Source organism: Bacillus sp. FSL W8-0223 (assembly GCF_038006805.1).
In the GTDB taxonomy this organism is placed as follows: domain Bacteria; phylum Bacillota; class Bacilli; order Bacillales; family DSM-4216; genus Bacillus_O; species Bacillus_O smithii.
Map to the genome: position 1 here is coordinate 71,449 of NZ_JBBOVX010000001.1, position 23,020 is coordinate 94,468.

Below are 23,020 nucleotides of genomic sequence, written 5' to 3' on the forward strand. Positions count from 1 at the left end.
AGCAAAGATGAAAGCAACAGGTATTGTTCGTCGTATTGATGATTTAGGACGTGTAGTCATTCCGAAAGAAATTCGCAGAACTCTTAGAATCCGCGAAGGAGACCCGCTTGAAATTTTTGTGGACCGGGATGGTGAAGTCATATTAAAAAAATATTCCCCGATAAGTGAATTGGGTGATTTTGCTAAAGAATACGGAGAAGCATTATATGACAGCCTAGGATGTTCGATCCTCATTTGTGACAGGGACGCAGTAATTTCTGTGGCCGGGGTGTCGAAAAAAGAATATTTAAATAAAAACATTAGTGATTTGATTGAAAACGCTATGGAAGAACGACAGTCGGTGATCCAAACAAACCAAGGTGAGGTCTCTTTTGTTGATGGCCACGAAGAAACGGTTCAATCATACACCATTGCCCCAATTATCGCTAATGGCGATCCAATTGGAGCCGTTATTGTCTTTTCCACTGATCGAACGATAGGCGAAGTGGAGAAAAAAGCCGCGGAAACTGCTTCAGGATTTCTTGCACGGCAAATGGAACAATAAGAACGGGAAGAGCAGCTTGAAAAAGCTGTTCTTTTTTCATAAGCAGGAGAAAACATACGAATTTGACGCATCGTGAATCAGGAACGCCGCTTTTGCTTTAGATAAAAAGAAAAGAGAATTATTGGTATTCTGCAAACCTCTCATTTTGATATAATACATTCGACTATAGATGCTTATTATATGGAAGAAAGGCGGCGTTCTTTTGTCGAATCAATCATCACAGATATTTATGAAAGGAGCGCTAACGCTGACCGTTGCAGCACTTGCTGTCAAAGTGCTCAGTGCAGTTTATAGAATTCCTTTTCAAAACATTGTCGGGGATGTAGGCTTTTACATATATCAACAAGTATATCCGATTTATGGAATTGCGGTTGCCTTTTCTACTTATGGTTTTCCTGTGGCTGTTTCAAAATTGATAGCGCAAGGAGAAGAAAAGGACAAAAGCAGAATATTAACTGCTTCTTTTGTATTTTTGTCGCTGCTGGGAGTGCTATTGTTTTTAGCACTTTATTTTCAAGCAAAAACGATCGCAGCGGTAATGGGCGATCTAAAATTGGCAAGGCTCATTCAAATCATTTCACTATCCTTTTTGCTGATGCCGTTTTTATCCGTTGCAAGAGGACTTTTCCAAGGAAAAGGCGATATGGTGCCGACTGCCGTTTCCCAAGTGACTGAGCAATTGATAAGAGTTGGGGCGATATTAGGCTTTTCCTATTGGTTTATCCATTTAGACAGTAATTTGTATACGGTCGGCGGGGCTGTTCTTTTTGGATCGATTATGGGCGGATTGGCTTCCTCTATCGTGTTGATTTTTTTCTTAAAGCATAGGAGAGAGTCCATTTTTTATGTTCACCGCTTTTCTTTTGGAGAAATGGAAAGACGGTTGATCCAAACTTTAGTGCTGGAAGGCGTTGCGATTTGCTTATCTAGCATGATGCTTGTTCTCTTTCAATTTATGGATGCTTTAAGTTTATATTCGTCGCTAGTTGATTCAGGGATATCGAAATCGGCTGCAAAAGTTGCGAAAGGCGTCTATGACCGAGGGCAGCCGCTTTTGCAATTGGGAACGGTGGTCGCCACATCCTTTTCATTGACGCTTGTGCCGCTTATTAGCGCCAGCTATCAAGAAAGCGATTATGAGTCTGTTCACAAGAGCGTTCGCATTGCCGTAAAAATCAGTTTTGTCATAGGCCTTGCTGCCATGGTTGGGTTGTTAAATATTCTTGTTCCAACCAATATCATGCTGTTTGAGAATGGATTTGGGTCCAATATTTTGGCGTTTTTTAGCGCCGGCATATTGCTTAGCTCGATGGCGCTTACCTTTTCGGGAATTTTGCAAGGGGTAGGATCGCCGTATTTTCCTGCTATCGTTCTTTTCATCGGTCTTGTCGTTAAATTTGTCGGGAACTTATATCTTGTCCATATGTGTGGAGCAGTGGGAGCAGCTTTTTCCACGGTTCTTTCATTGATGTTGACATCCTTGATTTTGTTTTTGAAAATCAAAACATTAATGCGCATTCAAGTGCTGACATGGTCATCCGTTGGTCAAAGTCTTCTAGCGGCGGCAGCTATGACTGTTCTTTTACAAGTATGGTCGTTTCTTTTCCGATGCTTGGATTTTTCCGGCACCCGCATGCAAGCGGCGCTGGAAGCAGTCGGTGGTGTTTTTCTAGGCGGCACTGTTTTTCTAGTGCTTATCTTAAAAATGAAGATATTCTCCAAAGAAGAATTGGTTTTGTTTCCGTTTGGCGGGAAATTGGTTCAAATAAGTGAAAAACTGAATGGGAGAAATGTATAATGGCTTATAAAATAACGATTGTTGGATTGGGAGCAGGTGATATAGACCAGCTCCCATTAGGAGTCTATAAACGGTTGAAAAAAGAGTCTTTCGTCTTTTTGCGGACAAAGGAGCATCCTGTCTTCCGACAGCTGGAGGAAGAAGGTGTTTCGTTTATCAGTTTTGATTCTGTTTACGAACAACACGACCAATTTGAACAAGTGTACGAAGAAATAGTCGAGCGTTTGTTGAACAAAGCAAAAGAGGAAGATATTCTATATGCTGTTCCGGGGCATCCCCTTGTGGCTGAAAAAACAGTCCAGCTTTTGCTTGAAAGGGGAAAAGATGCGGATGTGGACGTGGTGATCGGCGGCGGGCAAAGCTTTTTGGATTCGTTGTTTGCTGCTCTGAAAATCGATCCTGTAGAAGGATTTCAATTTTTGGACGGGACTGATCTGCATAGAGACGATATACATGTCCGCGGGCATATCATCATTGGGCAGGTGTACGATTCTTTCGTAGCATCCGATGTGAAGCTGACACTAATGGAAAAATACCCGGACGACTATCCGATTTATATCGTTCAGGCGGCAGGATCGAGCGAGGAAAAAATAGCGAAAGTCCCTCTTTACCAATTGGATCATGAAATTTCTTCCGTCAACAACCTAACCTCCATTTATGTACCGCCGGTGAAGGATGACTTTGTTTACTGCGAATTTTCTTCATTGAGGGAAATCATTCGCATATTGCGGGGACCAAATGGTTGTCCCTGGGATAAAAAGCAGACTCATCAGTCGTTAAAAAAATACTTAATCGAAGAATGTTATGAACTTTTATCCGCCATCGATCATGATGACATTGATAATATGATTGAAGAGTTGGGAGATGTTCTTCTTCAAGTGATGCTTCATTCTCAAATCGGCGAGGACGAAGGTTTGTTTTCGATAGAAGATGTACTGGAATCCATATCCCGAAAGATGGTGCATCGGCATCCACACGTATTCGGAGATGAAACCGCTAAAACGGCGGAAGAGGTTGTGAAAAACTGGGAAGCCATTAAACAGAGCGAAAAGGGCAGAAGCGCTAAAGGCGGCGGTATTTTAGATGAAATCGAAAAAGGACTTCCGGCCGTTATTAGAGCGTACGAAATTCAAAAGAAAGCAGCAAAAACAGGCTTTGATTGGGAGAAAGCGGACGAAGCAGCTCAAAAAGTGGAAGAAGAATGGCGGGAATTTTTAGATGAAGTCAAAAGCGGCGACAAAAAGAAACAAGTGGATGAATTGGGGGATGTGTTATTTGCATTAATCAATACAGCGCGCTTTTTCTCCATTCATCCGGAAGAAGCCCTTGCTCAAGCAAATGATAAATTTATCAGGCGGTTTTCTTATGTGGAACAGAAAGTGAAGGAAAGCGGTCAATCTTTCCAAGATTTCTCCTTAACGGAACTTGACCGTTTTTGGAATGAGGCAAAAGAAAAAGGACTTTGAAAATAGCAAATCTTTTATAACAAACCATCAAATGTGAAAACACTCTTGAAAAAGGGGGAGAAGCAATGGAAACGATGCGGTTGGATAAATTTTTAAAGGTTTCGCGCATTATTAAAAGAAGAACGTTAGCAAAAGAAGTGGCGGATCAAGGCAGGGTATTCGTGAACGGACAGCAAGCAAAAGCGAGCACGAACGTAAAGGCAGGAGACGAATTGACCATCCGTCTTGGACAAAAAATCATAAAGGTTCGTGTTGAAAGCCTTCAGGAATCTACCCGGAAAGAAGACGCAGCGAGTCTCTATTCCGTATTGTCCGAAGAAAAAATAGAAGAATGAACTGAGGCTTTCTCCAAAGCCCCTTTTTAACAAGAAGACCCGCCGAGATATATCTATTTATCTCGACGGTTTTTTCTTTTGGATGGCTTTCTTTCTGAAGCAGGCGATTCTTTTCCTCCGCTTGTTTCAGAAGATTGTGGGAGATGGCAATCAGCCTGATTCGATTGTACCAATCCAGCTCTCCCAGCGGAGGTACGGGAGTCTTGCGGACCGTCCGCGGAAATCAAGTGAAATTCTCGATTGTCAACGCTCCCCGAAAACATTTCCTTCCATAAAAAACAGGCTTGTTCTATTTCTTCTCTTGCGTGCATATGTATGTTACAAAGCATGTACTTTTTCAAGGCTTCCGTTTATAAGTAGATCCCTTTGGTTTCTCAGTTGGTTCAGACTAAAAAACAAATACAAATGACCAAGACGATGACGGACAAAGCCTTTTAAAAAGCGATGAAAGGAAGCGTGGGAGAAACTATGGCGCAATTTCAAGAGTCTAAAAATAATGGATCATATCAAGAACACGATGTCATTATGAGGGGCAGAAAATTGCTTGATATCACAGGCGTAAAGCAAGTAGAAAGTTTTGATAATGAGGAGTTTTTGCTTGAAACAGTCATGGGTTTTTTGTCTATTCGAGGTGAAAATCTTCAGATGAAAAATTTGGATGTCGATCAAGGAATTGTATCGATCAAAGGGAGGGTATATGACCTTATTTATTTGGATGATCAGCATGGGGAGAAAGCTAAAGGGTTCTTTAGCAAGTTGTTTCGATGAGCTTGACAACTCAGTTTTATACTATGCTTGCCATGATTGCAATGGGAAGCTTTTTTGGTGCATCGTTTGATACGTACAACCGATTTTTAAAAAGAAGCAAGCGGAATAGGTGGATCGTCTTTTTTCACGATGTGCTTTTTTGGGCCGTGGAAGGACTTCTTATTTTTTACATTTTATTTCTTGTGAATTATGGGGAAATTCGATTTTATATTTTTCTTGCTTTATTATGCGGTTTTGCTGCTTATCAGGCGCTTTTGAAAAGAGGATTTTTAGTCATATTGGAAAGTGTCATAACATTTGTAGCTACTGTTTACAAATTTATGTTAAAAACTCTTTACAATTTCATTTATATTCCAGTAAAGTATATTTTTTTGTTTACTCAAACTGCTATAATAATAATGGGAAAATCAATATTGATGTTAACGCTTGCCATATGGAAAGTATTGTTTTGGCTTTTAAAAGGCGTTGCATTACCGTTTCATTGGATTCTTAAAGGATTTTGGAAGTTATTGCCGGAATCGTTTAAAATATTCGTCGATAAGTTCTTGGCACGTTTAAAAGGAACTTTTGGAAAAATAAAGAATACTATTACTAAACTGTTGGACGGAGTACGCAAAAAGAAGTAAATACTGGAAAGGGAGGTTTGGAATGGCGGTTCGAAACATAAAGGGAATCACTTCCATTAGAAACACATATGTGGAAAACGAAGAAAAGAAACAATATTTGATGCAGCAACGAAAAAAGAAACTATACAGAAGATTGATTGCTTTTTCCTCCTTATTCTTAATCATCACCATCCTTTTAGTTTCGACACTTATATCTCAAACTTCCCGTTTGGAAGAAAAACAGCGGCAAAAAGCACAATTGGAACATTCGTTGGCCAAACTTGAAAAAAAACAGGTTTTACTGAAAGAAGAATTGGCAAAATTAAAGGATGACGACTATGTTGCCAAGCTAGCCCGTGAAAAATATTTTTTGTCGGATAAAGGTGAGATCATTTTTTATCTCCCCAAGGAGAAAAAGAAAGAAAAGGATGTGGAGTAGTCTTATTGACACTCCTTTTTTCCGATATATAATATAAGATAAGCTTGATATTTTTTAAGGAGGAACAATTTTTTTATGTCAATTGAAGTAGGCAGCAAGTTACAAGGAAAAGTAACAGGCATCACGAATTTTGGAGCGTTTGTTGAATTGCCTGATGGCTCCACGGGGTTGGTGCACATTAGCGAGGTTGCCGATAATTATGTAAAGGATATCCACGATCATTTAAATGTCGGTGATCAAGTAGAAGTAAAAGTGCTCAACGTTGAGAATGACGGAAAAATAGGGTTATCGATCCGCAAAGCAAAAGATCAGCCCCAACATTCAAGCCATAATCATCACGGAAACCAGCGTCCACAGCGGCACAACAAAGGAAATGATCATCGTTCCAAAGAAAGTTTCGAACAGAAGATGGCCCGCTTTTTAAAAGAAAGTGAAGATCGTCTGTCTTCTTTAAAACGTCATACCGAATCCCGTCGTGGAGGCAGGGGGGCAAGAAGAGGCTAACTTGCTGTCTATTTCAAGCAGGGGCCGTAAGATTTATATTGTTCTTATAAATAAACCTATTTTTCCATAACGGGGTAATCAGCTTCATTTTATGATGAGGCATTTTACGTGCTGTTGTTGAATCTTTGGAAGAATGAACTTTGTGTCGTTTCGGTGACATACGGTTTTCAAAGTCAGATCCTTTTTTCAAACACCCGTTCTAAATGAGAATGGAAAAGAGTTTGAAAAAGGACTGGATCCCTATTTTGAAGAGGAAAATAGGATTTATTTAACGCTTTAATATGAAAGCATCGCTTTTTATATACAAAAAGCCAAAGAGATTAATCCCTCTTTGGCTTTTTTTTACTTAATCGATCGATAGCGGCGGAGGGAATCGAACCCCCGACCTCACGGGTATGAACCGTACGCTCTAGCCAGCTGAGCTACGCCGCCAAAGTATGTGATTTGAAACACAATGAATATATTAATGGCAACATCAAAAAATGTCAAGAGGTAGAATGGCGGCTTTTTGTTTTTCCTTGTCAAAAAAATGAGACATCGAGATGGATCCCTTTCAGCTGGCGCGAAGATCATCTTTTTTTCCGACAATCATTTTACGGATCAGATAAATTAATCCTATCGTAAGGGAAAAAGGGTGATGTTTTTACAATTCCTTTGAAGTTTATTCACAGGTTTTGCTCTGCAGCACCTCTCTGCGTGATCAATTTGTTTCCTTTTTGAAGATTAGGCTGAAAATAGTCGAACTTTTCTTGAACGGGAACTGGTCATTTTGACAAAGTTTTATGCTTGTCCCCTTTATAATGTCTTCAATAATACGAGTTGGGGAGGATTATTTGATGGATTTGATGGAAAGAGTAGAGCAAAACGTAATGGAGCCGGTAGGAAACGTCAATCTGGAAGAAACGAAATTGGAAGTGACAAGGAGGTTTAAAAGATTTCTGTTTAAACTGGAATTGGCTCTTCAACAAAAAGGGATGATGTTGTTTTTAATAGGTTTTCTGTTAGGAAGGGCTCTCATTTTATCCCATTTAACGCCGTTTGCTTTGCCATTTTTTGCGTCTGTTTTCATGATTCGAAGAGACCGGGCACCGATCGTTTTTATTGGACTATTATCGGGTGCTTTAACATTATCGATAGGAAACTTAGTCTACACCTTTGCCGTCATCTCTTTGTTTTTAATCGCTTTTCGGCTGTCTAGACAATTTCGTAAAGAAGAGTTAAATGCTTTGCCGTTCTTTGTGTTTTTTACTACTATAACAGTTAAACTGGCTTTTACCTACGTCAATCAGCAGCAAACGTTAAGCCTCTATGATGGTCTTATGGCACTGATTGAGGCGGGCTTGACCTTTATCCTTACTTTAATTTTTATGCAGAGCATCCCCTTATTATCCATTCATAAACGAAAAACTTCATTAAAAACAGAAGAAATTGTCAGTCTTATCATTTTATTAGCATCCATTTTGACAGGAACCATCGGTTGGAGATTATATGGATTATCCGTTGAACATATCTTTTCACGTTATTTGGTGCTGCTGTTTGCATATGTTGCCGGTGCCACTGTAGGATCGACCGTAGGAGTCGTGACCGGGTTAATTTTTAGCTTAGCTAACGTTTCGAGCTTCTATCAAATGAGTTTATTGGCTTTTGGCGGATTGCTAGGCGGTCTTTTGAAAGAAGGGAAAAAATTCGGTGCTGCAGCCGGAATGCTGGTGGCTACGTTGTTGATAGGGATGTACGGGGAAGAAAATGTTTCTTTAATACCCACTCTTTATGAAACTCTGGCTGCTATTATGCTGCTCTTTTTAACGCCCAGAAATTTAACAGAACGAGTCGCGAAGCATATTCCCGGCACTCCGGAACATTCCCATCACCAGCAGCAGTATTTGAAAAAGATCCGTGATGTAACGGCGAATCGAGTGGAGCAATTTTCTTCTGTCTTTCAGGCTCTATCCAAAAGCTTTGCCCAGTCCGGACGGCTTCATGAAGAAACATCTGAAGAGCGCGAGTTGGATTATTTTCTGGGCAATGTAACGGAAAAGACTTGTCAGACATGCTTTAAAAAAGAACAGTGCTGGACCAAAAATTTTCATAAAACGTACGAATTAATGAGGGAGGCTACGATGGATTTGGAGGAAGGAACGCTGTCCGGCTCTGTAGCAAGAGAAATGGAAAAGCATTGTGTCCGGGCTAAACGGGTTCAAGAAGTGATTCAGCAGGAGCTCACTCATCTTCAGGCGAATCAAAAGTTAAAACAGCAAGTTCAGGAAAGCCGAAAGCTTGTTGCCGATCAACTCTTGGGCGTTTCTAAGGTGATGGACGATTTTGCGAAAGAGATCCAGAAAGAGCGTGAAAATCACCATAACCAAGAAGAGCAAATACATGAAGCTCTGCAATCCTTTGGACTGGAGGTGGAAAAGATTGATATTTACAGCCTCCAAAAAGGAAATGTAGATATAGATATGGTCTTTCCTTATGCGGGCGGTCACGGTGAATGCGAAAAATTGGTAGCGCCCATGCTTTCGGATATTTTAGGAGAAACGATTTTGGTGCAAAATGAAGAATATACTGGATTCCCGGGAGGCTATTGTTATGCGACTTTTCGTTCGGCAAAAGCATTTGTTGTAGAAACAGGAGTCGCCTTTGCGGCCAAGGGGGGAGGCTTGGTTTCAGGAGACTGCTATTCAACGATCGACTTAGGGGTTGGAAAATATGCCGTTGCCATCAGCGACGGTATGGGAAATGGCGTAAGGGCCCATCACGAAAGCAATGAAACGTTAAATCTATTGCAAAAAATTCTCCAATCCGGCATTGATGAAAAGGTGGCGATCAAGTCTATTAATTCCGTTTTGTCTTTAAGAACGACGGATGAAATTTTTTCGACGTTGGATTTGTCGATTATTGATTTGCAAAACGCAACAGCAAAATTTCTGAAAATTGGGTCATCTCCAAGTTTTATTAAAAGGGGAAACAAAATTATAAAAATCGAAGCAGGCAATTTGCCTATGGGCATCTTACGGGAGGTGGATGTAGATATCGTTTCGGAACAGCTGAAAGCAGGAGATTTGCTCATTATGATGAGCGACGGCGTTTTTGAAGGAGCGAAGCATGTTGAAAATCATGATTTGTGGATGAAAAGAAAAATTGGAGAAATTGAAACAAATGATCCTCAAGAAGTAGCGGATTTAATTATGGAAAAAGTCATTCGTGCAGGGGGAGGCGGCATAGAAGACGATATGACAGTCGTCGTTACAAGGATTGAGCATAATATGCCAAAATGGGCCGCCATTCCGGTAACAAAATTGAAAAAGAAGAAGAATGCTTCATGACTTTTTCTTGAAATGTATAATCGCCCCTCCGGTTGGAAAAAATGGTAACGATAGTGCAAGATTGGAGGGGACCTTATGAAAACAGGTACGCTGCGGCAAATTTTGCTGATTACAGACGGCTGTTCCAATTATGGAGAAGATCCTATTGCCATGGCGGCTCTTTCAAACGAGCAAGGGATAACCGTCAATGTCATTGGAGTGCTAACGAACGATGCGATGGATGATAGGGGAATGAAAGAAATTGAGGGAATTGCCAAATCGGGCGGCGGGGTCAGCCAAATTGTATATGCAGCTCAGTTATCGCAAACCGTTCAAATGGTGACGCGTCAAGCGATGACGCAAACTTTGCAAGGATTGGTAAATCAAGAATTAAAACAAATTTTGAACAGGGATATTTCCATGGAAGAACTTCCCCCCGAAAAACGCGGAGAGGTAATGGAAGTGGTAGAAGACCTTGGTGAAAAGGCTAATTTAGAAGTATTGATATTGGTAGATACTAGCGCAAGCATGAAAGAGAAATTGCCGATCGTGAAGGAAGCTCTTTTGGATCTTTCTTTAAGCATGAATGCAAGAATGGGAAATAACTTGTTTTCTGTCTATATATTTCCCGGGAAACAAAGAGAAGTTGAAAGAATTCTGGATTGGACTCCTAAGATGGAATCGCTCACCAGCATCTTTTCAAAACTGACCCCGAGTGGAATGACTCCAACTGGTCCTGCTATTCGGGAAGCATTAGGACAATTTATGAAAAAACGTTCGGCAAGGAGTTTGCTGTCAAGTGATGATGAATTCTTTGAAGAATCCGTTTAATTTTCCAAAAGGCACAGTCATTAAGGGAAAATGGAATCAAAAAATGTATGTTCTGTTAAAAGAACTTGGATATGGTGCAAACGGAACGGTTTATCTAGTTCAAAATGAAAATGGGTATGCGGCTTTAAAAATGAGCAAAAACAGCATGTCCATCACATCGGAGGTAAATGTTCTAAAGGCTTTTCGAAGGGTCCAAGGGTCTTCCCTGGGGCCTTCTTTATTAGATGTTGATGATTGGATCATAAAAGGGTCTGCCATCCCTTTTTATGTAATGGAGTATATTCAAGGGCCTAATCTTCTTGATTTTATTAAGCAAAAAGGGCATTCTTGGATAGGGGTTTTGCTCAGTCAATTGTTAAGAGATTTAGAATCGCTGCATGAACAAGGATGGGTATTTGGTGATTTAAAGCCTGAAAATTTAATTGTTGCCGGTCCTCCTTATCGCATTCGTTGTATAGATGTGGGTGGGGCAACCATCCAAGGAAGGGCTATCAAAGAGTTTACGGAATTTTTCGACAGAGGCTATTGGGGAATGGGGAATAGAAGAGCTGAACCGTCGTATGACCTTTTTTCAGTGGCTATGATTGCTTTAAATCTTGCTTATTTAAAAAAATTTGAGAAGCGGGTAAACGGTCAAGCGGAAATTGTGCAGATGATGACGAAAAGGCCGGAATTACAGTTGATGAAACCCGTATTGCTGAGAGCTGTCAACGGGCATTATTCTTCAGCTAAAGAAATGAGAAAAGAACTGCTGTCAGCACTATCTTCACCAGCTAATCAGAAAAAGTCTGAAAAAAATGGACACCTGTCCAATTCGGCAGCGAAGGCCGCGGCAAAACCGCTTCCGTCCAGAAAATCCATCCATAAAAAGAAAAAGAACAGGAAGCTGCTTGAAACTTTTTTGATCATCGTGAGTTTGTCCTTCCTTTATTTAGTCTACTTGTTTTTCCAGTTGATCTAAATCATGTATCATACATTGGACTTTGAAAATGTTTATTCAAAATATAAACATTTTTGTGATCAATAAAGTTAAATGATACTATTATAAGTAAATAAAAGATAAACTTGAACAGGTGCTTTATGGCTTTATCTAGTGAGGAGATTTCGGAGGAATGCTATTTTACGGAAAAAAGGCCTAAGCCTTATTTGTTTTTAAGTCGACAAAAGTGTCTAATAGGAACTGCATTGCTGTTTTTACATTCACCACGTTCATGCTTATTTAGCGAGCGCTTTATTGTATAACAGAAAAATGGTCTATTCCGAATATCCCACATGGTGAAACCTTTCACCTGCTTTCAAGATAAAGGACGAATTGCGATGCTTGAGTATGAAGAAAAGGTCAGACAGTTTATTAAGAAACATCAATTGATTAATAAGGGCGATAAAATAGTCGTCGGGGTATCAGGTGGGCCGGATTCTTTATCTTTGTTGCACTATTTGGCGAGAAAACGAGATTTTTATGGGATCGATCTGTTTGCCGTTCACCTTGACCACATGTTTCGCGGGCAGGAGTCGTATGAAGAACTTCTGTTTGTTGAAGAATTTTGTAAAGAATTTCATATTCCGTGCTTATCCAAGCGGATCAACGTTAGTGAGATCATTCGAGACAATGGAACAGGGCTTCAAGAAACCGCTAGAATGGTGCGTTATCAAGTTTTTCAACAGGCAATGACCCGGTTTGCGGCTAATAAATTGGCGCTTGCGCATCATGGGGATGACCAGGTAGAAACGATCTTAATGCGGTTGACAAGAGGAACATCCGGAAAAGGAAGGGCAGGGATTCCTTATTTGAGGCCTTTCCACAATGGATGGATCATCCGTCCGTTGTTAGGCATAACGAAAGAGGAGATTTTAGCCTACTGTGATTTTTACAGACTGAATCCTCGAATCGACCCCAGCAACTCGAAAGGCGCATATACACGCAATCGTTTTCGTCTCGAAGTGCTTCCTTTTTTGAAAACAGAAAATCCGAAAGTTCATGAACATTTTCAAACATTTAGTGAGGAAATGCTGGACGATGAACGTTTTTTGCTAAAATTGACCTATGAAAGAATGGAAAACATATGGACGCACAAAAACGACGGAATTTCCTTGGATATTGAAGAGTTTCAAAAAATGCCTTTGTCTTTACAAAGAAGAGGGATTCATCTAATATTAAACTATCTTTATAAGAAAAAAACCCCATTTACAAATGTACATATTCGTCAAATTTTGCAATTGATCCAACATCACCATCCCTCTGGAAGCCTTGATCTTCCGGAAGGATTGAAAGTGATTCGGCAGTATCAGGAATGTTTTTTCGGTTTCATAAAGGATGAAACAAAAGAATATTCATATGAATTAAAAACGGAAGGAAAAGTTGTCCTTCCGAACGGTGACCAATTGATCCTGACAAAAAGGAAGAACGCAGACAAATTCCCATCAAAAGATGACCAATTTTGCCTGAATCGAGAGGCAGTCGCAATGCCGTTGATTATCCGTACGCGAAAACCGGGCGACCGCATCGCATTAAAAGGGATGGATGGATTCAAAAAGGTGAAAAAGCTTTTTATTGATTTGAAAGTACCGCGTTCTTATCGTGATCATTGGCCGATTGTGGCCGATTCCAAAGGGAAAGTTTTATGGATCCCGGGTCTTAGGAAATCGATCTTTGAAAAACAAAACGAAAATGAGAATGATGATATTTTAATTTATATTAAGCAAACATCATCTGGGGGGCAAACAAAGTGCTGAATCAGGATATTGAAAAAATTTTAATCACAGAAGAAGAGATCCAAGAAAAAATTAAAGAATTGGCTGGCTATTTGACAGAAGAATACAAGGACAAGTTTCCGCTTGTGATCGGCGTTTTGAAAGGAGCCATGCCGTTTATGGCGGATTTGTTGAAACGGGTGGACGCCTATTTGGAAATGGATTTTATGGATGTTTCCAGCTATGGCAATTCCACCGTTTCATCCGGAGAAGTGAAAATTGTGAAGGACCTTGATACTTCTGTCGAAGGGCGGGACATACTAATCGTTGAAGATATCATCGACAGCGGATTGACTTTAAGCTATTTAGTCGAGCTTTTCCGTTACCGTAAAGCAAATTCGATCAAGATCGTAACCCTTCTGGATAAACCGACAGGACGCAAGGCGAATATTGAAGCGGATTATGTTGGCTTCATCGTTCCGGATGAATTTGTGGTTGGTTACGGTTTGGATTATGCTGAAAAATACCGGAATTTACCTTACATCGGGGTTTTAAAACCTGAAGTTTATAGGAATAATGAAAGCAAATAGGTAAAGTGGGTTGCGCGAATGAAAAAACGAATTCAAGGGATGATTATTGTTTGTAACACTAAGATTCAATGTGATACTATTGTATATAGTTTTCTTGATGGTGGGAGGAGGTAAGGGATGAATCGCATTTTTCGCTATACCATATTTTACTTGCTAGTCTTTTTAGTGATTATTGGCGTTGTTGGTTATTTTAATAACAACAACCAGCCAACTAAAAATATAACGTATAACGAGTTTATATCTCACTTGGAAAATAATGATGTAAAGTCTTTTTCCATGCAGCCTGAGCGAGGCGTTTACGAAGTTCGTGGTCAATTAAAAGGCGACGATGGCAATTATTTTCAAACGTATGTCATGAACAGCGACACTCTTCTTAACCGCATCGACAATGCTGCAAAGAACGCCAGAGTGGAAGTGCTGCCTGCTAAGGAAACTAGCGGTTGGGTCTCCTTTTTTACTACAATTATTCCATTTTTGATTATCTTTATACTATTTTTCTTCTTATTAAACCAAGCGCAGGGCGGCGGAAGTCGTGTCATGAACTTCGGAAAAAGCAAAGCCCGGTTGTATAATGACGAGAAGAAAAAAGTGCGCTTTCGGGATGTAGCTGGAGCCGATGAGGAAAAGCAGGAGCTGGTTGAAATTGTTGAATTCCTGAAAGATCCGCGTAAATTTTCCGAATTAGGAGCTCGTATTCCGAAAGGTGTGCTTTTAGTCGGACCTCCAGGAACAGGGAAAACTCTACTTGCTCGAGCTGTAGCGGGCGAAGCGGGAGTCCCATTTTTCTCCATTAGCGGTTCCGATTTTGTGGAAATGTTTGTTGGGGTCGGTGCTTCTCGTGTCCGGGATTTATTTGAGACAGCCAAAAAGAATGCCCCCTGTATTATTTTTATAGATGAAATTGATGCAGTTGGCCGTCAACGTGGTGCAGGTCTTGGTGGCGGACATGACGAAAGAGAACAAACGTTAAACCAATTGCTTGTTGAAATGGATGGATTTAGCGCAAATGAGGGGATTATCATCATTGCAGCAACAAACCGTCCGGATATTCTCGACCCAGCATTGTTGCGTCCGGGACGTTTCGACCGTCAAATCACAGTAGATCGTCCTGATGTGAATGGAAGAGAAGCGGTTCTTCGAGTTCACGCCCGCAATAAACCTTTAGATGATTCTGTAGATTTAAAGGCGATTGCGCAAAGAACTCCCGGTTTTTCTGGAGCAGATTTGGAAAACTTGTTGAACGAAGCGGCACTTGTTGCGGCCCGTGCAAACAAGAAAAAAATAGATATGTCCGATATTGATGAGGCAACAGACCGCGTCATTGCCGGACCGGCCAAACGCAGCAAAGTGATTTCAGAAAAAGAACGAAGAATTGTGGCTTTCCACGAGGCTGGGCATACAGTGATTGGACTAGTACTGGATGATGCGGAAATGGTTCATAAAGTAACGATTGTCCCGCGCGGTCAAGCTGGTGGATATGCGGTTATGCTTCCGAAAGAAGATCGTTATTTTATGACAAAACCAGAATTGCTGGATAAGATCACAGGATTGCTCGGGGGTCGTGTATCGGAAGAGCTTACCTTCGGAGAAGTGTCGACTGGTGCTCATAATGATTTCCAACGCGCTACAAGTATCGCTCGCAGAATGGTAACCGAATTTGGAATGAGCGATAAATTGGGTCCGCTTCAGTTCGGACAATCTCAAGGCCAAGTGTTCCTTGGACGTGATTTAAACAGTGAGCAAAATTATTCGGATGCAATCGCTTACGAAATTGATCTTGAAATTCAGCGTATTATTAAAGAGTGTTATGAGCGCGCTAAAAAGATTCTGACTGAAAACCAAGATAAAGTGAAATTGATTGCTACAACACTGTTGGAAGTAGAAACACTGGATGCGGCTCAAATTAAACATTTAGTGGAACACGGCGCTTTACCGGACCGTTCCGCTTCAACTGACAAAAAGGCAACAAACAATGATAATGTAAAGGTAAATATTCAGAAAAAAGAAGAGTCGCCGACGGAAGAATCGAATCAATATGATTCAACAGATCAGAGTGAATCGGCTTCCAATTCTGATAAAAATCCCCCGAATTCAGGGAACGATGGGGACAAAACAGTTTAAGATCGACTCCTTCAAGAGAAAAGCAAGCTTGCTTGGAAGCATTTTTGGGCATAAAGTAAGACGACAATGATATAAAGCCTCCCGGATATCAAAGATGGAACAGCTTTGATGCCGGGAGGCTATTTTTGAAATGAAGCAGATAAACTTTCGCGGCAAACTTGTTTCATGAATACAGATGGGAAAAGAGCAGAATGGATTTTTAACGACTTTTTTGAGTTGGATGTTTGCGATGAACGAATATGGATACGTCTCTGCAGTAGATGAACATGGATTTCAACAAGTTGGATTTTTCGTTTAGATTACGGCTAGTATCAACGGGTATGTTCGGAAACTTTTCTGCAAGAGCCAATCTTTACGAAAATCGGATATTCTGTGATATGATGTTGACAGGAATTTTTAAGATTAATATGTGTGGTGAGTGGGTTGATTTTTGTATTGGATGTTGGAAATACTAATACAGTATTAGGGGTATATGAAAAGGATGAATTAAAATTCCATTGGCGAATCGAAACGAACCGGAGTAAAACGGAAGATGAATACGGCATGTTGGTGAAATCTCTTTTTGAGCATGTGGGGATTCGCTTTGAAGATATTCATGGTATTATCATTTCATCGGTAGTCCCTCCTATTATGTTTTCCTTAGAGAGAATGTGTCAAAAGTATTTTCATGTGAACCCGCTGATTGTAGGTCCAGGAATTAAAACGGGGCTGGATATTAAATACGACAATCCGCGTGAAGTAGGAGCGGATCGAATTGTGAATGCGGTTGCCGGGATACACGAATACGGAAGTCCGTTAATTATCGTCGATTTTGGTACGGCAACTACTTATTGTTATATCAATGAGAAGGAACAGTATATGGGAGGAGCTATTGCCCCGGGCATTGGTATTTCCACGGAAGCTTTATATACTAGGGCATCAAAACTGCCTCGGATAGAAATTGCGGCACCCGACCATATCATTGGAAAAAGTACGGTTGCAGCCATGCAGTCCGGGATTTTTTATGGGTTTGTAGGACAGGTTGACGGCATCGTCAGTCGAATGAAAGCATATAGCAAAATTGAGCCGAAAGTGATTGCCACCGGGGGATTGGCCTCGCTTATTGCCAACGAGTCGGAAACCATCGATCACGTTGATCCGTTTTTGACGTTGAAAGGCTTGAGACTCATTTATAAGCGAAACATGGAATAGGAAAGGAGAAACATATGAGTGATTATTTAATAAAAGCCCTTGCTTTTGATGGCAAGGTCCGTGCTTATGCTGCCAATACAACCAACACAGTCGGAGAAGCACAAAGAAGACATTACACATGGCCTACAGCATCTGCAGCATTAGGGCGTACTATGACAGCCGGGGTCATGATGGGTTCCATGATGAAAGGAAACGCCAAAGTGACCATTAAAGTGGATGGCGGAGGCCCTATCGGGATTATTTTAGTAGACAGCGACGCGAACGGAAATGTCCGCGGCTATGTCACCAATCCTCAAACCCATTTCGATTTAAATGAACATGGAAAACTTGATGTCCGCCGTTCTGTTGGGACCTCAGGAACACTTACAGTCGTGAAAGATCTTGGATTAAGAGAAAATTTTTCCGGACAAGTTCCGATTGTATCCGGTGAACTTGGTGAAGATTTTACTTATTATTTTGCTTCCTCTGAACAAATCCCTTCTTCTGTCGGTGTGGGAGTCTTGGTGAATCCTGACAATTCGATTCTGGCTGCCGGAGGATTTATTATTCAATTGATGCCTGGCACCGATGATGATACGATTGACAGGATAGAAGAACGACTCAAAACGATTCCGCCCATTTCAAAGCTCATTCAGAATGGATTAACTCCGGAAGAAATTTTATTTGAAATTCTTGGGAAAGACCAAGTAAAAATACTGGATAAAATACCTGTTCAATTTAAGTGCAATTGTTCTAAGGAACGTTTTGCGACTGCCATTATTGGGCTGGGAAAAGAGGAAATTCAAGACATGATCGATGAAGATGGCCAAGCGGAAGCGCAATGTCATTTTTGCAATGAGAAATATGTATTTACTAAAGACGAATTGGAAGCCATGCTGCAAGAAGCAAAATAAAGACCATCTATTGGGCGGGAAATTTTCCCGCCCGTTTTGATAATAGGGCTGTTGTTCCTTTTTTGGATACTTAAGATAGAATTCTCTATTAGATCATATTTTTTTAAAATAATATATTTTCCGTTTAAATTCAAAGATTTTTTTGTTTTATTATAAATTTCAGACATTATCAATTGACTTTTTCATAATTTATTGGTAAATTATCTACGATAATACCAATAAAATTACTCGGTTTTGAGGTGATCGAAGTGGCAAAAATTGCGAATTCCATTACAGAATTGATCGGGAATACGCCGATTGTAAAGCTGAACAGAATTGTCGATGCCGATTCAGCTGATGTTTATTTAAAATTAGAGTATTTCAATCCGGGCAGCAGCGTAAAAGATCGTATTGCATTGGCCATGATCGAAGCGGCTGAAAAATCAGGAAAACTTCAACCTGGCGGAACGATCATTGAGCCTACAAGCGGAAACACCGGGATCGGACTTGCTATGGTAGCTGCGGCGAAAGGCTATCCTGCGATTTTTGTTATGCCGGAAACGATGAGTTTAGAACGTCGCAACCTTCTGAAAGCATATGGAGCTCAACTTGTTCTTACTCCAGGTCCCGAAGGAATGAAAGGCGCCATCAAAAAAGCAGAAGAGCTCGCTAAAGAAAATGGCTATCTGTTGCTTCAACAATTCGAAAACCTTGCTAACCCGGAAATTCATCGTCGAACGACCGGTAAAGAAATTGTAGAACAGTTCGGTGATGAACAACTGGACGCATTTGTGGCCGGTATCGGTACAGGCGGAACCATTACGGGAACAGGCCAAGTGCTGAAAGAAAAATATCCGAATATTAAAATTTATGCAGTAGAACCAGCAGATTCCCCGGTTTTATCCGGAGGACAACCTGGCCCACATAAAATTCAAGGAATTGGGGCAGGCTTCGTTCCTAAAGTTTTAGATACCGATGTTTATGACGAAGTGATTACGGTAACTACTGAACAAGCATTCGATTCTGCAAGAAAAGCTTCACTGAATGAAGGAGTTCTCGGAGGCATTTCCGCTGGTGCTGCCATTTATGCGGCTCTTCAAGTCGCCAAAAAGTTAGGAAAAGGCAAAAAAGTTTTGGCGATTGTTCCAGACAATGGGGAACGCTACTTAAGCACACCGCTTTATCAATTTGAAGACTAAGCTTTGAAAAAGCAAGCCGAAATGGCTTGCTCAGAGTGTAGACAAAAGGCATCCGAATGTGCGCTTTCGGATGCCTTTTGTCACTTTTATGCTTTCAAATGTTTGGAATAGACCCCTCCAGGGGTCTATTTTATGTTATTGCTGGACTTTTCCATGTCCAGCAAGCCATCTTTTTCAAATTCATTGCAGCAAAAGTTAGCATCGCCTGCATGGACAATTTTTTTAGACCTCTTAAGGTTGTCCAACGCATACCATGCTTTTCCTTTGCATCAGCAAAAACACGTTCAATGGTTTCTTTCCGTCTTGCATAAATGCTCTTATTCTCTTGTGTATGCCGAAGATGATCAGCTTCCTCTAAATAAAATTCCCATACATGTCGCTGAATCAGTTTTTTATGCTCCTTACTTTGGGTGCACTTCGAGAGGAATGGACAATCTTTACACTGGACTGGATCAGAAAAATATTGACGATAGCCTTCCTTCGTCGTAGTTGCATATTTTAACACTTGTCCTTGCGGACAAAGATAACAATCGTAGTATTCATCGTAAACATACTCATGTTTTTTGAAATAACCATCCTTTGTACGAGGGCGAGTATAAGGTAAAGCAGGGGTCATATCATTTTCAAATATGTATTGGGCAACGGCGGGAGTTTTATATCCAGCGTCAGCAGCAACTACAACCGGTTTTCCATGTTTTTTGATGACTTTTTCAAGAAGTGGCTCCAATACGGAACTGTCATGAATATTCCCTGGCGTTACAATAGCCCCCAAAACAAAGCCATTTCGATCCGCAGCAGCATGGAATGAGTAAGCAAACTGTTTTGTTCGCTCGTCTTTTACGTAGTAACCACTTTCCGGATCAGTGGTACTTTCTTTTATTTCTTTATATTCTTCTTTCCCAAATTTATCTGGAGGAAATGGCTTTTTTCCATGTGCTTCTCGATCAGCATTTATCTCATCTTGTAGACGTGCTTGATAGGCTTTCGTTTCTTTTCGAACCACTTTCTTCACAAATTTATGCTTATTCGCACTCGCTTTGACATGAGTAGAATCAATAAAGACATGCTCACTGCTTATCAGCTTCTTATCTGCAGCTTCTTTCAAAATGCGATAGAATATCTGTTCAAATAAGTCTGTATCCTTAAAGCGTCGCTCGTAGTTTTTCCCAAACGTTGAAAAGTGAGGTACCTTATCATAAAAACCAAATCCAAGAAACCAACGGTAAGCCAGATTCGTTTCGATTTCCTCTATAGTTTTTCGCATGGAACGAATACCGAAGGTATATTGGATGAAAGCCATTTTAATCAATACAACTGGATCAATACTTGGTCGACCTCTTTCCGATGAATACATGTCTTGAACAAGCGAATAGATAAATGAAAAATCAATAGCAGCGTCGATTTTACGAACCAAATGATCTGCAGGTACAAGTTGGTCTAAAGCTATCATTTCTATTTGATCACGATTCATCTGTGTATTTTTTGTTAGCACTTCATCCACCTCAATTCATTACGGTATCTTAATTATACAAAAAAAGACTGTCGGCAAATCCGGTTTTTTCGGATTTGTCGACAGTCTGAGCAAGCCGAAATGGCTTGCTTTTTTTATCCCTGTATTTCCTTGCATCCATCAACCTCCCTTAAGCTCGTTGGAATAACAACGCGGGGCATTAGTCTATCATTTTCCCTCAAAAAACCTTCCGGAATCGATTTCCACAACTTTACATGAATAGTAGCAATGAATAGTTTTTCGTTGATTACGGGCTGTTTTTGGTTTATAAAAACACCCGCGCGGCTTGCATCTGAATTGCCATCGTTTTTTCAAAAATTATGCTACAATAAGTCCAAAAGAGAAGTTCTAACGTGCTAAGGGGATGATTCATATGAAAATGCTTGCGGGGCGCTTTCGGTTCGATTTTGATAAAAAAACGTATATTATGGGGATTTTAAATGTAACCCCTGATTCTTTTTCGGATGGCGGCAAGTTTTATTCGGTGGAGGATGCAGTATCTCATGCTATCGAGATGGTACAAGATGGAGCAGGGATTATCGATGTAGGAGGAGAATCTACACGTCCCGGTCATAATCCTGTTTCAGTAGAGGAAGAATTGCGAAGGGTGATTCCGGTCATTCAAGAAGTATCCAAGCGAGTAGATGCGCCTATTTCCATTGACACCTTTAAGGCGAGGACGGCAGCGGAAGCGATTGAAGCAGGTGCCCATATAATTAATGATGTTTGGGGGGCCAAACAAGACCCGGAAATTGCGGATGTGGCAGCGGAAAAAAAAGTGCCGATCATTTTGATGCATAACCGCCCTAATATGGATTATGAAAATTTTGTAAGAGATGTTTTGTTTGATTTATATGAAAGTATTGAGATAGCGAAAAAAGCGGGTGTTCCCGACGATAAAATCATTTTGGATCCGGGTATTGGTTTTGCAAAAGATAGAGATCAAGATATGCTGTTGATGCAAAATCTCGATAAAATTGTGGCTCTTGGCTATCCTGTACTTTTAGCTACTTCTAGAAAAAGAGTAATTGGGCATGTGCTGGACCTTCCGGTAGAAGAAAGGATGGAAGGGACAGGCGCAACTTGTTTATTTGGCATGCAAAAAGGATGTCATATCGTACGTGTACACGATGTGAAACCGATCAGCCGAATGGTGAAAATGATGGATGCACTAATGGGAAAAGGTGAGAGGATTGGATAAAGTGATCTTAAAAGGGATGGGATTTTACGCCTATCACGGGGTCTATCCCGAAGAAAACCGGCTAGGACAACGGTTCGAAGTGGACGCAGAATTACGGTTATCTTTAAAAAAAGCAGGAGAAACAGACGATTTAACTCAATCAGTCAATTATGCTGAAGTTTACATGGTTTGTAAAGAAATCATGGAGAAACAGACTTTTCGATTGGTGGAAACGGCTGCGGAGACAATCGCTAGACAAATATTAGAAAAGTTTCCGATTGTAAATGAATGCACCATTAAGGTGGTGAAACCCAATCCTCCCATCCCGGGCCATTACAATTATGTAGCGGTAGAGATTACTAGAGGCAGGGAAAATCATGAATAATATTGCATATTTATCGCTTGGTTCAAATCTCGGCGATCGGATGAATTATTTGAAACATGCCATTCAGGCATTGGCTTGTCATCCGAAGATAAACGTTCTGGCCATTTCTTCCGTTTATGAAACGGATCCGGTCGGATATACTGATCAAGGGAAGTTTTTAAATATGGCAGTCAAAATAAAAACATCGCTTGATGCCGAAGAATTGCTGGAAACTTGCCTGGAAATTGAAAAGTCGCTAGGGAGAGTAAGAGAAACAAAATGGGGGCCAAGAACGATCGATCTTGACATTTTGCTTTATAATAATGAAAATAGGAAAACAGATCGTTTGATCATACCGCACCCACGAATGCACGAAAGGTTGTTTGTACTTATTCCGATTTTAGAAATCGATCCTTTTTTAAAGATCCCGACAATAGATAAACCTTTAATTGACATATTAGAACAAATTCCAAACAAAGAAGGGGTACGGTTATGGAAACAGATAAATGGGGAAGACGTATACGCGCTTTTCGGAAGTTAAAGGGATATACTCAAGAGGGATTGGCGAATGAATTAGGAATTTCGGTTTCGGTTTTAGGAGAGATCGAAAGAGGAAACCGCTTGCCGACAGAAGAATTTTTAAGGCAAGTGGCTGAATGCCTGCAAATTTCAATGGAAGAGCTTAACCCTTCCGACTAAATAAACGT

The 23,020-nt window shown here is 40.6% G+C and carries 22 protein-coding genes and 1 tRNA gene; 21 read left to right on the forward strand and 2 right to left on the reverse strand.

The window, feature by feature from the left end; genetic code table 11:
* Positions 1-7 precede the first annotated feature (7 nt).
* The 8 genes from spoVT (at position 8) to NST81_RS00360 (ending at position 6,459) form a co-directional block, all read left to right on the forward strand.
* Positions 8-544, forward strand: coding sequence for a stage V sporulation protein T (gene spoVT, locus NST81_RS00325; protein ID WP_003352305.1), 537 nt, complete (start codon positions 8-10; stop codon positions 542-544).
* Between the two features lie 202 nt (positions 545-746).
* Positions 747-2,342, forward strand: coding sequence for a putative polysaccharide biosynthesis protein (locus NST81_RS00330; RefSeq protein WP_341027641.1), 1,596 nt, complete (start codon positions 747-749; stop codon positions 2,340-2,342).
* The gene (gene mazG / locus NST81_RS00335) at positions 2,342-3,808 is read left to right on the forward strand and encodes a nucleoside triphosphate pyrophosphohydrolase (RefSeq protein ID WP_341027643.1); all 1,467 of its coding nucleotides are present in this window, start codon (positions 2,342-2,344) and stop codon (positions 3,806-3,808) included. Before NST81_RS00330 ends, mazG begins: the two co-directional genes overlap by 1 nt.
* A gap of 74 nt (positions 3,809-3,882) precedes the next feature.
* On the forward strand, positions 3,883-4,143 hold the full coding sequence (locus tag NST81_RS00340) for an RNA-binding S4 domain-containing protein (protein WP_040340798.1): 261 nt from the start codon (positions 3,883-3,885) through the stop codon (positions 4,141-4,143).
* A 468-nt stretch (positions 4,144-4,611) separates the two neighbouring features.
* Positions 4,612-4,911: a sporulation protein YabP gene (gene yabP, locus NST81_RS00345; RefSeq protein ID WP_003352300.1), complete on the forward strand. Its 300-nt coding sequence runs from the start codon at positions 4,612-4,614 to the stop codon at positions 4,909-4,911.
* Complete coding sequence (gene yabQ / locus NST81_RS00350; protein WP_003352299.1) at positions 4,908-5,537, forward strand: spore cortex biosynthesis protein YabQ; 630 nt, start codon at positions 4,908-4,910, stop codon at positions 5,535-5,537. The genes yabP and yabQ overlap by 4 nt, the downstream gene beginning before the upstream one ends.
* Positions 5,538-5,559: 22 nt before the next feature.
* Positions 5,560-5,955 (forward strand): FtsB family cell division protein, encoded by a 396-nt coding sequence (locus NST81_RS00355; protein WP_003352298.1) that lies wholly within the window; start codon positions 5,560-5,562, stop codon positions 5,953-5,955.
* Between the two features lie 75 nt (positions 5,956-6,030).
* Positions 6,031-6,459: a S1 domain-containing RNA-binding protein gene (locus NST81_RS00360; RefSeq protein WP_003352297.1), complete on the forward strand. Its 429-nt coding sequence runs from the start codon at positions 6,031-6,033 to the stop codon at positions 6,457-6,459.
* A 358-nt stretch (positions 6,460-6,817) separates the two neighbouring features.
* Here the strand turns inward: NST81_RS00360 and NST81_RS00365 are convergent.
* A tRNA-Met gene (locus NST81_RS00365) sits at positions 6,818-6,891 on the reverse strand.
* Positions 6,892-7,304: 413 nt separating this feature from the next.
* Here NST81_RS00365 and spoIIE point away from each other — a divergent pair.
* The 9 genes from spoIIE (at position 7,305) to cysK (ending at position 19,259) form a co-directional block, all read left to right on the forward strand.
* The gene (gene spoIIE, locus NST81_RS00370; protein WP_048624342.1) at positions 7,305-9,785 is read left to right on the forward strand and encodes a stage II sporulation protein E; all 2,481 of its coding nucleotides are present in this window, start codon (positions 7,305-7,307) and stop codon (positions 9,783-9,785) included.
* Positions 9,786-9,860: 75 nt separating this feature from the next.
* Positions 9,861-10,595, forward strand: a complete 735-nt coding sequence (locus tag NST81_RS00375) for a VWA domain-containing protein (protein WP_048622344.1) — start codon at positions 9,861-9,863, stop codon at positions 10,593-10,595.
* Positions 10,564-11,556: a protein kinase domain-containing protein gene (locus NST81_RS00380; protein ID WP_048622345.1), complete on the forward strand. Its 993-nt coding sequence runs from the start codon at positions 10,564-10,566 to the stop codon at positions 11,554-11,556. Before NST81_RS00375 ends, NST81_RS00380 begins: the two co-directional genes overlap by 32 nt.
* A gap of 356 nt (positions 11,557-11,912) precedes the next feature.
* Positions 11,913-13,328: a tRNA lysidine(34) synthetase TilS gene (gene tilS / locus NST81_RS00385; RefSeq protein WP_341027647.1), complete on the forward strand. Its 1,416-nt coding sequence runs from the start codon at positions 11,913-11,915 to the stop codon at positions 13,326-13,328.
* Positions 13,322-13,876 (forward strand): hypoxanthine phosphoribosyltransferase, encoded by a 555-nt coding sequence (gene hpt / locus NST81_RS00390; protein ID WP_341027648.1) that lies wholly within the window; start codon positions 13,322-13,324, stop codon positions 13,874-13,876. Before tilS ends, hpt begins: the two co-directional genes overlap by 7 nt.
* A 117-nt stretch (positions 13,877-13,993) precedes the next feature.
* Positions 13,994-15,997 carry an ATP-dependent zinc metalloprotease FtsH gene (gene ftsH, locus NST81_RS00395; protein WP_341027649.1) on the forward strand — a complete coding sequence of 668 codons (2,004 nt, stop codon included), beginning with the start codon at positions 13,994-13,996 and terminating at the stop codon, positions 15,995-15,997.
* 423 nt (positions 15,998-16,420) lie between these two features.
* A complete protein-coding gene (locus NST81_RS00400) occupies positions 16,421-17,188 on the forward strand; it encodes a type III pantothenate kinase (RefSeq protein WP_040340791.1) in 768 nt (255 codons plus the stop codon).
* 14 nt (positions 17,189-17,202) lie between these two features.
* On the forward strand, positions 17,203-18,081 hold the full coding sequence (gene hslO / locus NST81_RS00405) for an Hsp33 family molecular chaperone HslO (protein ID WP_048622350.1): 879 nt from the start codon (positions 17,203-17,205) through the stop codon (positions 18,079-18,081).
* A gap of 248 nt (positions 18,082-18,329) precedes the next feature.
* Positions 18,330-19,259 carry a cysteine synthase A gene (gene cysK, locus NST81_RS00410; RefSeq protein WP_048622351.1) on the forward strand — a complete coding sequence of 310 codons (930 nt, stop codon included), beginning with the start codon at positions 18,330-18,332 and terminating at the stop codon, positions 19,257-19,259.
* Positions 19,260-19,389: 130 nt separating this feature from the next.
* Here cysK and NST81_RS00415 read toward each other — a convergent pair whose 3' ends face one another.
* The gene (locus NST81_RS00415) at positions 19,390-20,751 is read right to left on the reverse strand and encodes an IS1182 family transposase (protein WP_341027651.1); all 1,362 of its coding nucleotides are present in this window, start codon (positions 20,749-20,751) and stop codon (positions 19,390-19,392) included.
* 397 nt (positions 20,752-21,148) lie between these two features.
* On the opposite strand from NST81_RS00415, the gene folP reads away from it, so the two are divergent.
* Genes folP through NST81_RS00435 form a run of 4 tightly spaced genes read left to right on the forward strand, consistent with a single transcriptional unit; the run spans position 21,149 to position 23,012 of the window.
* On the forward strand, positions 21,149-21,970 hold the full coding sequence (gene folP / locus NST81_RS00420; protein WP_341030458.1) for a dihydropteroate synthase: 822 nt from the start codon (positions 21,149-21,151) through the stop codon (positions 21,968-21,970).
* Positions 21,963-22,334, forward strand: coding sequence for a dihydroneopterin aldolase (gene folB, locus NST81_RS00425; RefSeq protein WP_040340789.1), 372 nt, complete (start codon positions 21,963-21,965; stop codon positions 22,332-22,334). Before folP ends, folB begins: the two co-directional genes overlap by 8 nt.
* Positions 22,327-22,854 (forward strand): 2-amino-4-hydroxy-6-hydroxymethyldihydropteridine diphosphokinase, encoded by a 528-nt coding sequence (folK, locus tag NST81_RS00430; RefSeq protein ID WP_341027652.1) that lies wholly within the window; start codon positions 22,327-22,329, stop codon positions 22,852-22,854. The genes folB and folK overlap by 8 nt, the downstream gene beginning before the upstream one ends.
* Positions 22,806-23,012, forward strand: coding sequence for a helix-turn-helix domain-containing protein (locus tag NST81_RS00435; RefSeq protein ID WP_048622354.1), 207 nt, complete (start codon positions 22,806-22,808; stop codon positions 23,010-23,012). The genes folK and NST81_RS00435 overlap by 49 nt, the downstream gene beginning before the upstream one ends.
* Positions 23,013-23,020: the final 8 nt, after the last annotated feature.

Coding starts and splice junctions, on each gene's coding strand:
- ftsH (WP_341027649.1), top strand. CDS start 13,994: ATGAATCGCATTTTTCGCTATACCATATTTTACTTGCTAGTCTTTTTA.
- NST81_RS00435 (WP_048622354.1), top strand. CDS start 22,806: ATGGAAACAGATAAATGGGGAAGACGTATACGCGCTTTTCGGAAGTTA.
- spoVT (WP_003352305.1), top strand. CDS start 8: ATGAAAGCAACAGGTATTGTTCGTCGTATTGATGATTTAGGACGTGTA.
- folP (WP_341030458.1), top strand. CDS start 21,149: ATGCTTGCGGGGCGCTTTCGGTTCGATTTTGATAAAAAAACGTATATT.
- NST81_RS00355 (WP_003352298.1), top strand. CDS start 5,560: ATGGCGGTTCGAAACATAAAGGGAATCACTTCCATTAGAAACACATAT.
- hslO (WP_048622350.1), top strand. CDS start 17,203: ATGAGTGATTATTTAATAAAAGCCCTTGCTTTTGATGGCAAGGTCCGT.
- NST81_RS00360 (WP_003352297.1), top strand. CDS start 6,031: ATGTCAATTGAAGTAGGCAGCAAGTTACAAGGAAAAGTAACAGGCATC.
- NST81_RS00375 (WP_048622344.1), top strand. CDS start 9,861: ATGAAAACAGGTACGCTGCGGCAAATTTTGCTGATTACAGACGGCTGT.
- folK (WP_341027652.1), top strand. CDS start 22,327: ATGAATAATATTGCATATTTATCGCTTGGTTCAAATCTCGGCGATCGG.
- NST81_RS00340 (WP_040340798.1), top strand. CDS start 3,883: ATGCGGTTGGATAAATTTTTAAAGGTTTCGCGCATTATTAAAAGAAGA.
- yabQ (WP_003352299.1), top strand. CDS start 4,908: ATGAGCTTGACAACTCAGTTTTATACTATGCTTGCCATGATTGCAATG.
- yabP (WP_003352300.1), top strand. CDS start 4,612: ATGGCGCAATTTCAAGAGTCTAAAAATAATGGATCATATCAAGAACAC.
- spoIIE (WP_048624342.1), top strand. CDS start 7,305: ATGGAAAGAGTAGAGCAAAACGTAATGGAGCCGGTAGGAAACGTCAAT.
- mazG (WP_341027643.1), top strand. CDS start 2,342: ATGGCTTATAAAATAACGATTGTTGGATTGGGAGCAGGTGATATAGAC.
- tilS (WP_341027647.1), top strand. CDS start 11,913: ATGCTTGAGTATGAAGAAAAGGTCAGACAGTTTATTAAGAAACATCAA.